This window comes from Terrimonas alba (assembly GCF_042434975.1).
GTDB lineage: Bacteria > Bacteroidota > Bacteroidia > Chitinophagales > Chitinophagaceae > Terrimonas_B > Terrimonas_B alba.
In genome coordinates, this window is sequence record NZ_JBHMQM010000002.1 from 34,256 (window position 1) to 46,959 (window position 12,704).

Consider the following 12,704-nt stretch of genomic DNA (forward strand, 5'->3'; position numbering starts at 1 on the left):
GCGTCGGGTTCTGACGTACCCCTTTTAGTTTTTCCAATTCCTTTAAAATTTAAGCAAGCCATTTTACAAACGATCTACCCCTGACGCTTAGTAAATTCTTATTCTCTATAAAACAAAAAAGGTAGCAATGAAAAATTTTTACTTAATTCTGGCCACTGTTTTTATTTCAATTACTGGCTGGACAAAAACAACTACATGGGACGGGAGTGCGAATGCTAACTGGGACAATGCAGCTAATTGGAGCAATGGAATTCCTGCAACTGGTGATATTGTTATTTTCCCCACCAATTTTGCAACTATTATAACGAGGGTAGCTCAAGGTGGAAATATTTCTTTGGCAAGTTTGTCGATACAGGGTAATTCGAGTATTACTTTACAGGCAACTGCCGGCCGGACTTTGACAATTTCTAACGGAGCCGCAGGAAATGACTTGATCATTGAGACTGGTGCCCAATTGACACTCAGTACCAATGTTAACATCACATTGGGGGATAATGCAAATGCTTCAATTGCCGGTCAATTGAATTTGCAAACCGGGCGAGTTTATAATACAAATGGAAGTGCTGCTGTTACAACTGTTACTTCTACCGGTATTTTAAATAATAATGGAGGGACCGTAACCAGTACTCAGGTGATAAGGTTGCTATTTAATAGCGGGGCCACCTATATCCATGCTCAAAATGGAGCAACAATACCTACTGCCACCTGGGATCCGGCTTCGAATCTTAACATTACCGGTATTACCACTACTGTTCCTTCCAATCTTGCACAGACCTTTGGGAATGTAAAATGGGATAATGCACAAACTGCAGACATTAATCTTAATGGAACGCTCACCACGGTCGCAGGTAATCTGGAAATTGTAAAGACTAGCGCAAATAGTACAGTGCACCAACTCATTTTTAAAGAGACCGGCCCCCTTACAAATCTTAACATCGGGGGAAATTTAGTCGTTCAGCAAACAGCGCCGGCAACTACGAATGTTGTTTTGCTGGATGAAGGCACCGGCAGCATAACCCTGAACATAACAGGCAATTACAATCACAAAAGCGGAAATCTTGTTTTGGCAGATGTAAACAGCGATGGGGACAATGGGACTGTCATTATTAATTTGAATGGGAACTTTTTACAGGAGGGCGGAGATCTTGATTTTACCAGTGGTGATGAAGGTCCCGAAGGAAGACGGGCATTTTTATATGTAAAAGGAAACTTCACCCAGACAGCCGGGACAATCAGAACTACTGTGATTGACGATGCAGTTATTAACGGCTTGATTACCTTTAATAAGGCCGGGGAACAAATTTACACGGCCACGACACCTACCAACATTACTTATACAAACTACACAGTGGCGAACGGAAGCACATTGAGGTTGGCTTCCGGCTTAAGAATCAGCAGGGATAATCTTCCAAATTTTGTCGGTAAGTTAATAGTAGAAGATGGAGGTGCCTTAAATACTGCCACCTTTGTGGTTTCGTCACAAATTGAAGGCGATGTACCCGCACCTGAAACTGCATTTGCGGAGTTTCAATTATTACCGGGCGGTAAATTGATTACAGGAAGTGCAAATGGTGTCCAGGGAGCTATTAATACAGGAAACAACCTGACAGCCACATTTAGTAGTGCGGCGGATTATGAGTTCCGGGGTGCCGCCACGGGAACTTTTGCTACTTCACCAACAGCTAATACAGCAAGAAATTTCATTGTAAATAACTCTACAACCAGCAATGTCACGCTTTCTCAGCCAATGTTGGTAACAGGTGCCCTGACTCTTACAAATGGGTATCTCACCACTACAACAAATTTATTAACGGTCGGAACGGCTGGAACAGCCACCACAGCTAACGGCGCATTTGTAAACGGGCCGCTGGCAAAGAATACTAATAGTGTGTCAACGTTTACATTCCCGGTAGGCAAGGTGGACGGTGGATTGCGAACCGTCGGTATTGCTACAACAGCCGCCACCGCCTCTACATTTACAGCTGAATTTTTCAGAGCCACTCCTCCCACGGGTGATTTGGCTGCCACTCTTACCAGAATAAGTGGTTGTGAGTATTGGGAAGTAGAACGTCCGGCAGGCTCGGCTGCCAGGGTAATTTTGTCGTGGTCTGCTAATAGCCCTTGTACACCTGGCGGTGGATACGTTACTCAGCCATCAACATTGAGAGTGGCTCACCTGGTAGGAGGCACCTGGCTTAATGAGGGCGGTATAACTCCTACCGGTAATAATACTGCCGGCACCATTACTTCAGCCAATGCCGTATCGGTGTTTAGTCCTTTTGCATTAGCCAGCAGTAGCGCAGCTAATCCGTTGCCGGTTATATTTGCCAATGTGCGGGTGATAGAGAAAGATAATGGTGTAGAGATAGGATGGAGCAATTTGACCGAGAGAGATGTTCTTAGTTATTCCGTCGAACGCTCAACCAACGGAAGAGATTTTACAATGATAGCTCAGCAACAGGCAATCAACAATTCGAATGATAAAGCGGATTACCTGGCCTTTGATGCTGCTCCAATGACGGGAGTGAACTATTATCGTATCAGGGTAGAAGAAACAGGAGGAAAAGTAACCTATACCAGGATTTTGAGTGTCAACCTGAAAAATAATGCGTTGAGCCTGCAATTGTACCCCAACCCTGTTATTGGTAAGCAGGTTACAGTTAGCCTTGCCAATTTGAAACGTGGTCAATACTATTTGAAAGTTGTCAGCTCATCCGGTCAGCAGGTATTCAGGCAATCTATCAATAGTATCAGTAACAAGATAACACAAGTGATTGACCTCCCTGCTTCGCTCAAAACCGGAGCTTATAACATGATTGTAACCGGAGATGGATTTAATGAAAGTAAAATTTTCATTGTGCAATAAAATTCATTCAATATAAATCTGGTTTCGACACCCGGCAATCAAAATATTACCGGGTGTTTTATTTCAGGGCTCAGTTATTGTTTTTTAGTCATTTCTCCGGGCAGTAATTTTTCCTTTATCAGGTATGTTTTCTTCTATCAAACCTGGCGTTTATACCATCGTAATTGCCTTGGGAGTATTACAATGGAGCCAAATATTTACTCTTCGGTAACATGCTACTTAAATAATATTCAAAAAAAAAGGTTATTTATTTAATCAACAGTTCTGTTTTATAATGTTGATAATGAACCTTTTGTAAGTCTTGATCGTAATATATGCAGCGATGTTTTCGGGTAATTTTACGTGGAATAATGAAATTTTTTGTGGAAAATACTTGCGAAATCGGAAGTTGCGATATAGTTTTGTTGCGTGTTAATAATACAACACCTACTCATCCAACCACTCCTTGAAATCCGTACCAAATACCCGTGACATATAAATAGTTTATTGAGGCAGTTCCAGGTTTTGAACTGTTGATTGATATCTGAAGATAGCGATATGTCCATGTTTTGCCCGATCCAAATTCTATGTTGTCGTACTCGTGTTCTCTATACTCTAAATAAAACTTTGAACAATGAAAACAAATCTACTCAACTCCGTACACGTAAAAGTGAGCCTGTTTTTCGCAGGTGTGTTTTTTACAGCAACAAGTTTTGCGCAAACAACTATTAACAATGGTCAAACTCTGGATGCCAGTAATATTACGGCCAATACTGCCATAGTTATTAATGCAGGCGGGACATTAAACATGGATGTTGCCCGTTCCTTTACTACATTAACAACTGCTAACACAGGTTCTTCTAATATCTCCGGCACTGGTGCTTTGACCTTGAATGCACTGACTGTAGGTGCTGATAATGATCTTTCGGTTGCTGCGCCGGTTACAACAACTACATTGGCAAGCGCCGCTCTCACAAACCAAACTTCTACAGTTTCGGGTGCAGGTAGCATCAATACCGGTGCCTTAACTATTAACGGTACAAATGGTGACATCGCAGCATTTGTGATTGGCACGGGATTGACTGTACAAACAGGTTCTGTGAGCGGAGGAGCCGGTAATACTCAAACAAATTATAATTTAACAGTAAATGGTACCTTGAAAATAAGTGGTGCCGTAGCAAATAATGGGGGTAACTCGATTGATAATTTTACTGCTGGCGCCGTGTCATCAGTAGAATATAACGGAACTGGTAGCCAGGATATTTTTCCGGGTAATTATGATAACCTGACTTTATCTGGTAATGCTACTAAGTCATTTCCGAATGCTGGTGGCGCCGGATCAATTCTCCTGGCCGGAGATTTGACTATCGAAGCAGGGACAACAGTTCAGGGAAGTAGTAATAAACCCTTGAGCATTGGTGGTAATTGGATCAATAACGGCACTTTTGTACAAGGAGCTGCTGGAGTAACATTTAACGGCGCTGCTGCACAATCCATTGGTGGTTCACAGGCTACTACCTTTAGTGCAGTAACTTTTGCAAATACAAATGGTGGTATTACTTTAAGTAAACCTGTAACTGTAACAGGATCCGCAACCTTTACAAGCGGTGTCGTAACAACTGATGCTACCAACTTATTAATATTTAACGACGACGCTACTTCTTCCTTAGTTGCTACCAACGCAGCAACGACTTCTTACGTACACGGACCAGTAAGAAAAATTGGTAACGATGCATTTGTTTTCCCGGTTGGAAAAGCAAATGGCTTTGTACCGATTGAAATCGGTGCGGTTGCAGGTGTGGGTAATACCTTTACGGCAGAATATATTCGTGCAACAGCTCCTAATCGTACCAACATCACTGCGGCTGGCATCCAGGCCATAAGCTCATGCGAATATTGGACATTGGATAGAAGCGCCGGTACTACTGCCATCAGCCTTATCCTGCATTGGAATGCTAATAGTCCTTGTGGTGGAACTTATATTTCAGATGTACAGTCGATGAGAGCTGTTCATTATAACGGTACTCAATGGGATGCAGCCAGCACCGGCTTTGGAGCGGGAACACCAGCAGTAGGATCAGTAACCTGGGGATCTGTGAACACTTTTAGCCCATTTGCTTTAGGTACTACTGATGCTGCAGCTAACCCACTTCCTGTAGTATATGCCAATGTAAAAGCTTATGAAAAGAATAAAGGTGTACAGGTAGAGTGGAGCAATCTGACAGAGAAAGATGTAGCTTCTTACTCTGTTGAACGCTCTGTAAATGGCAGCGATTTCAGCAGCATTACTACCCAGCTACCCGCTAGCAACCAAAATGACAAAGCTGACTACAGTGCTTTCGATGCTACCCCTAATACCGGAGTTAATTACTATCGCATTAAAGCAGTAGAGGTTTCTGGTAAAGTTGTTTACAGCCAGGTTTTAAGTGTAAGCCTTGGTAAATCAGGTCAGGCTTTAAGATTGTATCCAAACCCGGTAACCGGCAACCAGGTTACCATTAGTCTTTCCAACGTGAAAAATGGTCAATATAGCCTGAGGGTTTTAAATACAGCCGGACAAGATGTATACAGACAAGCCATCAATGCAAACAGCAATACGTTGACTCAGACACTGGAATTGCCTTCTGCCATTAAGCCGGGTGTCTATAATATGTTAATCATTGGAGACACTTATCGTGAAAGCAAAATGTTCATTGTTCAATAAAGTGTACAAATAGAGGACCAAAAGAACCGGCTAAATTAGCCGGTTTCTTTTTATAATTAACTAATGGTTCAACTCAACTTAGCATTACATCAGGTACTGAAATATTATTTTTTAAAAAAAATCCTGAAATAGTTGCAGAATTGAAAATGGGAATATAGATTTGTTCAGTGTTATCTGTAACACATCCTCAACTATCCACATTCTTCTGAATTCCGTACCCAAATCCTAAAAACTTTATTGTGACAAGAACTGGTGCAGGCATAGGGCCGTTGTGCAAACTACTATACTGATATCTAACCAGTGCTTTTTCATCCAACTCCTGTTTAAAGATCACAGATCCTCCCCGTGCAAATCCCCGGATTGTGAACTCTTATTCTCTATAACCTAAAACTCTGAGCGATGAAAAAAATTTACTTTGGTTTGGCCATGGTTTTGGCTACAACGACTTTATGGTCACAAACAACCCGCAGATGGGTGGGACCAGATAACGGATTATGGACTTCGGCTATTAACTGGGAAACAGGCGTAGGCGCCCCGGGTGTTCCTCAAACAGGTGATCTTGTAGTATTTGACGACGGTACTACCCGAACCGTATTAAATGTACCAACAATCACTCTTGGTGGGCTGACTATCGCCAATACCTCCACCGTAACACTTCAGAACACCTCAAGTGCTAATACCATTACAATTCAGGACGGTCCTAATGTGACAGACTTTAGAGTAGAAGGCGGCTCTGTTCTCACATTGGGTAATGGTGTATATCCAAATGGAATTAGTATTCATTTACAGGTTGATCAGTTTGTTAAAGCATCTATTGCCGGAACCTTTATCATCAACTTCGGTACATCGTACGAAACCGATTTTAATGCTGTAAGCACTTCAGTTAGCGGTATCATCGAGAACAGGGGATTGGTAACCGGGACAGAAACACGGCTTCTTTTCCTGTCAGGAAGTACCTATATACATGCTGAAGACGAAGGAGATATTCCTGATGCCAACTTTGATCCTGAATCAACTGTCAGAATCACAGGTATGATATTTGACGCTCCCCGGTTCCTAAACAGGGCATTTGGCAATTTTGTGTGGGATGCTCCCGGACAAAAAAGAGTTGCAAGGCTTGCAGCTGCGGGAATGTCCGTAGCAGGCACGTTTTCCGTAGTGAATACAGGTGAATCCCGTTTACAGATGGACCAGGAAAATTTGAGCGTCGGTAACTTCAATCAAAGCGGAGGTAATTTTGCAATCGGAACCGACAATACTGTGGCAGGACTTCCAGTTCCTACATCAAGAACCTTGAATGTTAGCGGAGATGTTTCAATTACAGGCGGCGACCTTTTCGCAGGTATCTATGCGGCTCTTGGAGGCATAGGTACGATCAACGTTATGGGTGATTTTTCACTTACCGGTGGAAGGATCACTGAGAATGGAGCAGGAAAAGGCGTCATCAATTTTGCAGGCACAGCTGTACAATCCTTTACAAAGACCGAAGACGGTGTGATTGCTCAAACTATTGATTTTAATATTAATCCTGACGCAAAGGTTGACTTCGGCACTTCTATTTTAAATGGAGGCGCTGGATTATTTACATTAAATGCCGGTGGTAAAATCATTACTTCGAATCCCGCTGGATTGGGTGGTACGGGTTCGATCCGTATCAGCAGAATTTTTTCGAGTGCAGCCGACTATGAGTTCCAGGGTCCTACAACAGGCGTGTTTACCACAACAGGTGGTGCGGCAGGACAAGTGAGAAGCCTTATTATTAATAATTCTACGACTGGTGAAGTGATAGCTGCAAGATCTTTTTTGGTAAGCGATGCATTAACACTAACCAATGGACATGTTACGACTACCGCAACTAATTTAATAACTGTTGGATTTACGGGAACTGCATCGACGCTGAATGGTGCTTTCGTAAACGGTCCGTTGGCAAAAATGACCACTGTACAGGGACAATCCTTCACTTTCCCTGTTGGTAAAGTTGATGGAGGTCTTCGGACGATTGGAATCACTCCTCAAAACGGAACTAATAATACTTACCGTGCAGAATTCTTTAGAGAAGCCCCACCTGTTGGTACAATCGGCACTGGCCTTACAAGAGTTAGCGGCTGCGAATATTGGACAATGAATCGTACTGCAGGAAACGCCCCTGCCAGGGTTACTCTTTCATGGGCTGCTAACAGCTCATGCAATGGCGGTGCATATGTTTCCCAACCATTGGATCTGCGTGTTGCACGTTTAGAAGGCACGGTTTGGACTGATAAAGGAAATGATGGAATTACCGGTACCTTGACTGCAGGTACTGTGCAGTCTGGCGTTATTGGTGGAGGCATTAATAATGCCTTTGCCCTGGCAAGTTCCAGCGCAGCAAACCCGCTTCCTGTTGTGTTTGCTAATGTAAGAGCGTACGAAAAAAATGCAGGTGTACAAATCGAGTGGAGCAACTTAACAGAGAAAGATGTAGCTACTTATACCGTAGAACGTTCTTCTAATGGAAGAGACTTTAGTGGTATTGCTGAACAGTTGCCAACCAGTAACCAAAACGACCAGGCTGACTACAGTGCATTTGATGCAAGTCCGTTTGCAGGTGTTAACTACTATCGTATCAAAGCAGTTGAAACTACCGGTAAAACTGTTTACAGTAAAGTGTTGAGTGTAAACCTTGGTAAAGCTGGAAAAGGTTTAAGCTTATATCCAAACCCGGTAAGCGGGAACCAGGTTACTATCAGTTTGTCTAATATCAAACGTGGTCAATACAATATTCGTGTGGTAAATGTTGGTGGCCAGGATATTCATAAACAAATTATAACTAATCAGAGCAGCAATTTCACTCAAACTATTGATTTGCCATCTTCCATTAAGCCAGGAGTTTACAATATGGTGATAACCGGAGATGACTATCGTGAAAGCAAGATGTTTATAGTACAATAATGTATATTATCAATAGGGGGCCGCACAATGTGGCCCTCTATTGATTAATATTTATCACCCCCCTCTCTCTTAAGCATGCTTTATTTTCAAATCAGGCCAAAATAGCCTGGTATCGTTATTATCTTCTCCAATCCTTCTGAATTCCGATCCTTCGAATCCATTTACAAGCAGGTGAGTAACTGAAAATTTTTATTGATAACTGCTAAACCTTTAAAATAACCTCCAGGTTTACAGTTAATCCAACTCCTTTAAAAAAGCTGTCGGTCTTTTTTAAAAACATTGCACGGTAATAATAAACGTTATTTACAGTGATAAGGAAATCTTATTCCCTATTTTTTCTTTTACTGCTTGTTTTGACTGCCCGGTCCCAAATTCGTACCTGGAATGGAGGAAATGGTAATTGGAATGATGCAACAAAATGGACACCATCCGGGATTCCGATGGAAACAGATATACTTGAATTTAATAGCGGCACTGCTGCAATTTTCAATGTACCTGCTTATTCTTTTAAAGGAATTATTGTTAGTAGCGGTGAAATTATTTTACACGGCGTTACAGCTGGTGAGCCTCGGGTTTTGTTAGGAGACAATTCCCAAAACAATGCATTAAAAGTTTTCAAGGGTGCCTCATTGACGATTGCCAATAATCTGGGGTTGGAGCTATTTAATAACGCTTATGCAAGAATTGACGGCACCTTTATTGTTTCAGCGGGTGCTACTCTTAATCTTGGAGAATCAGTTGTGGATGGCGATGGTGACTTTACAATTGACAAGGAAGCTAAGTTAATAACAGCGCATGCACAAGGCATTTCTTTGACAGGATCAACGGGCGCCGTTAAGGTTGCAGGAAAAAGAAGTTTTGACAGCAACGCCACATACGTTTACTCAGGTTCCGGACAGCAGGTAACCGGGCTAGGATTACCGGTCAAAGTCAAAAATCTCACTATTGACAATACAAGCGGATCAAATCAGGGAGGTGGAGTAACCCTTTCCAGGTCGACGACTGTCACCGGCGAATTGATGCTAAAAAATGGGTTTATCCAAAGTTCAGATGAGAATATGCTTGTCGTTGATGAGGATGGCGTGTTAACTGTTGGGAACGAGAATGCGTTTGTGACGGGGCCAATGAGGAAAATAGGAAACACTCCTTTTACATTCCCCACCGGATGGGCAGGAGCTGGCGGCGGCAGAATACCCATTGGCGTTAGTGTTATGGGGGCAAACGCATCTATACAGGCGGAATATAGGAGGCTGCCTGCAACAAACAAGGGAAACACAATTAACGCCCCCTTACACCATATCAGCTATTGCGAATATTGGGAATTGTTTCCTGCAGGAGAGAATGTCAAAGGGATTGTAACATTATACCGGAATGCCTATAGCAACTGCAGTCCGGTTTCAAGCATGAGGGATCTTTCTGCGGCAAGGGTAGCCAGGTCCAATGGTGCAGCATGGACACAAATTGGCAATTCGAAAGATAGCGTTGACGGGATAAATGGTTTCGTAGTATCAGATTCAGGGGGAGTAATGCTGACACAAAAAGAAAAATATTTTACACTGGGTAATATCACAACGGCTAATGATCCTTTACCGGTAATGTTTGATCATGTTATTGCTTACGAGAACAATAATGGCGTTGTTATAGAATGGAGTAATCTTACCGAGAGAGATATTGCCACTTATTTTGTCGAACGCTCAGGAAATGGCAGTGATTATTCCATCATTTCCCAAATTCTTCCCAAAAGCAACCGTGACGACAAAGCCAGTTATCAATATTTTGATATCAATCCATTGCCTGGTCTGAATTTTTACCGGGTTAAGGTGATTGAAAAATCGATGAAGATCATTTTTAGTAAGGTGCTGCGGGTAGAAAGGGACAAAGAAAAACAGGGTATTAGTTTATACCCCAATCCCGTTACCAATAACCAATTGATTATTTCACTGAGTAGCATTCGGGAAGGTAACTATAACCTGATGCTATATAATAGTGCTGGTCAAAACGCATTTCGCGACATCATTAATAATAAAGGGAGTTCCACCATAAAGACATTAAAGTTGCCTTCAGCAATAAGGCCAGGCATCTATAATTTAGTAATTACCGGTGACAACTATCGGGAAAGCAAGACACTCATTGTTCAATGAGGGTATAGAGTACCAATAGAGAAGAAAGGGCTGGCCATTCAGAGTTGTGCTGGCCCTTTTCTTATTCAGTAAGCGAGTTTGGGCAGTTTGGAAGCCGGCAATAAAAAAGGCCGCAAGTTTGATTTAAAAACTTGGGCCTTTTTACTTAGAGAAATTATTTACCTTAATTTATCGAGACTTTTTACCAATTTTTCATCTTTCAATATGCCTCTTGTAGCCATTATATACCCGATAAGAATAGCAAATACAAAAATAGCCGTGAGTGCAAAGTTGCCACTGGTAAATTTTTTTACCTGTAGAAAATAAAGCACCAGGAGGGTCGCGGCTACTAGTGTACCGGTGATGGTTAGTTTGACTTGTGTTTTCCGGTCTTTAAACAGAAAAATAGCTATCGCTGAGATCAATAAAGAAGCACCGGTTAAAATCAAAAGAAAAAAAGTACTTCCGCCATTCAATTCGGCAAACCGTGATATATTATCTTCCAGGATATTGCCAGTATAAAAAGAGAACTTGAAACTTAGGAAAGAAGATACCGCCGCTAACAATAACCAAAGTGTCTGCTGCCGTTGAATCATAAAATGAATTGTTTCTGTCAAAAATAAGCATAAATGCTTTCATGGTGTTTTTCGGTGCAGTCAATAATGCCTGTTTGGATATTCCGTTATATCCTACCGATTGTTTTTTGACAAAAATCAAAACATGAAATTTTATTGATCAGGCAAAATAATTATAGTTAGAAACTGGTATTTAACTCTCGCTTTTTTTCTTCAAATTTTGGATAGCGGGATGTTATGTATCTCCTTTCAATTCGTATTCCTACCAATCGGCGGCACCAGTGTATTCAGGTACGTTGCTGTATTTGAACGTTTCCTGGTAAATATTTCCATTTAAGGAAAATGTGCCTGATCCGACTATTGTTTCATTACCTGATGAATCTTTCGATAATAAAAAGAAGTCATTGTGAAACATTTTGAACTGGCTGAATTTTGCCTTTTCTATAAACTCCCCATCGACCGTTTTGCCCACGACCTGCAAGGCGCCACCGATCGGCGCGGTCGTGGAATTTTCTTTGCCCCCTGCTGTATCCCGGCCTTTGGCAGGTCCATCAGTACACCTGGAGAAAAAGATGACCGGCAGGGCCAACAGTATTGACCCACAAATTCGATTTATCATCGTAACCGATTTGTATGTTATGAAAATTATCTCCAGCCGGGATTCGTAATATCTCTTGGATCAAAAAAGTTTTCCTGTTCTATTATTTTCCCTTCCTCGTCTACAATGAACCGATCAATAATCCGTAGCGTACAGGCTGGTTGTGTAATATGACAATGAAATTCTGCAGTAGCCGTCGTTTCATCGCTATTGATAAACGTTTCGATGAGTTCAACGCCTCCCAGCAAGGATGGTAAAGGTGCCCACCACTGGGTTCTTAAATTTTCTTTTCCCTTTAAAGGATTTGCTGAACCGCCGGGACAAATAGGAGCTCTTAGTACCACATCATCGGCATAAGGGATGGCATCAAAGTTTTTACCTCCTAATCCTTTTAATACATAGTCTTTGGCTACCTGGTGAAGGATTTGGCTTTTTGATAAGGTAATTGTTGGCATTTGATTAATGGTTAATGGTGAAGAATTAGTTTGCCCCCAGTTGCCGTTGAAAATCGGCGTGATCCCATTCAATCTCTATTTTTTCAATTTTTCCAGCTGGATTCAGGCGGAAAATAAAAATATGATCGCTGTCAAATGATTTTCCTTTGCTGGGAATACCTGCAAAGTCTTTCGCCTGCGTACCTCTTATCACTACCTGGCAGCGTACTGTATCACCATCCTCAGCTATAGCAGCATCTACTGTATTATCAATATCAGGGAAGCAATCGATCAATGAAGTCCAGATAGCCTTACCCAACTCGCCGATTTTTCCTTTACCCGAATCTCCAAGCGGTTTGAAATAAACTTCACCTTCCGGGTTGCAAAAGCTCAACATCTTGTCTACGTCTCTTTGCTGATAGGCAAACATAAAAGAGACGCAGGCGTTTTTTAAACTTAGTTCTTGTTGTTGTTTTACGAGAGTGTCCATAATATAAGAT

At 41.9% G+C, this 12,704-nt stretch carries 8 protein-coding genes; 4 read left to right on the forward strand and 4 right to left on the reverse strand.

Annotation, left to right across the window (positions count from 1 at the left end; genetic code table 11):
• Nucleotides 1–127 precede the first annotated feature (127 nt).
• The 4 genes from ACFEL9_RS04905 (at nucleotide 128) to ACFEL9_RS04920 (ending at nucleotide 10,618) form a co-directional block, all read left to right on the forward strand.
• Nucleotides 128–2,866 carry a T9SS type A sorting domain-containing protein gene (locus tag ACFEL9_RS04905; protein ID WP_385886649.1) on the forward strand — a complete coding sequence of 913 codons (2,739 nt, stop codon included), beginning with the start codon at nucleotides 128–130 and terminating at the stop codon, nucleotides 2,864–2,866.
• A gap of 613 nt (nucleotides 2,867–3,479) precedes the next feature.
• Nucleotides 3,480–5,549 (forward strand): beta strand repeat-containing protein, encoded by a 2,070-nt coding sequence (locus ACFEL9_RS04910; protein ID WP_385886651.1) that lies wholly within the window; start codon nucleotides 3,480–3,482, stop codon nucleotides 5,547–5,549.
• Between the two features lie 399 nt (nucleotides 5,550–5,948).
• A complete protein-coding gene (locus tag ACFEL9_RS04915) occupies nucleotides 5,949–8,477 on the forward strand; it encodes a T9SS type A sorting domain-containing protein (RefSeq protein ID WP_385886653.1) in 2,529 nt (842 codons plus the stop codon).
• Between the two features lie 308 nt (nucleotides 8,478–8,785).
• Nucleotides 8,786–10,618 carry a T9SS type A sorting domain-containing protein gene (locus tag ACFEL9_RS04920; RefSeq protein ID WP_385886655.1) on the forward strand — a complete coding sequence of 611 codons (1,833 nt, stop codon included), beginning with the start codon at nucleotides 8,786–8,788 and terminating at the stop codon, nucleotides 10,616–10,618.
• 158 nt (nucleotides 10,619–10,776) lie between these two features.
• Here ACFEL9_RS04920 and ACFEL9_RS04925 read toward each other — a convergent pair whose 3' ends face one another.
• From ACFEL9_RS04925 to ACFEL9_RS04940, 4 genes are all read right to left on the reverse strand, one after another.
• A complete protein-coding gene (locus ACFEL9_RS04925; protein WP_385886656.1) occupies nucleotides 10,777–11,193 on the reverse strand; it encodes a DUF4293 family protein in 417 nt (138 codons plus the stop codon).
• Nucleotides 11,194–11,434: 241 nt separating this feature from the next.
• Nucleotides 11,435–11,791: a hypothetical protein gene (locus ACFEL9_RS04930; RefSeq protein WP_385886658.1), complete on the reverse strand. Its 357-nt coding sequence runs from the start codon at nucleotides 11,789–11,791 to the stop codon at nucleotides 11,435–11,437.
• A 26-nt stretch (nucleotides 11,792–11,817) separates the two neighbouring features.
• Nucleotides 11,818–12,225, reverse strand: coding sequence for a nuclear transport factor 2 family protein (locus ACFEL9_RS04935; RefSeq protein WP_385886660.1), 408 nt, complete (start codon nucleotides 12,223–12,225; stop codon nucleotides 11,818–11,820).
• A gap of 25 nt (nucleotides 12,226–12,250) precedes the next feature.
• Nucleotides 12,251–12,694 carry an ester cyclase gene (locus ACFEL9_RS04940; RefSeq protein ID WP_385886662.1) on the reverse strand — a complete coding sequence of 148 codons (444 nt, stop codon included), beginning with the start codon at nucleotides 12,692–12,694 and terminating at the stop codon, nucleotides 12,251–12,253.
• Nucleotides 12,695–12,704: the final 10 nt, after the last annotated feature.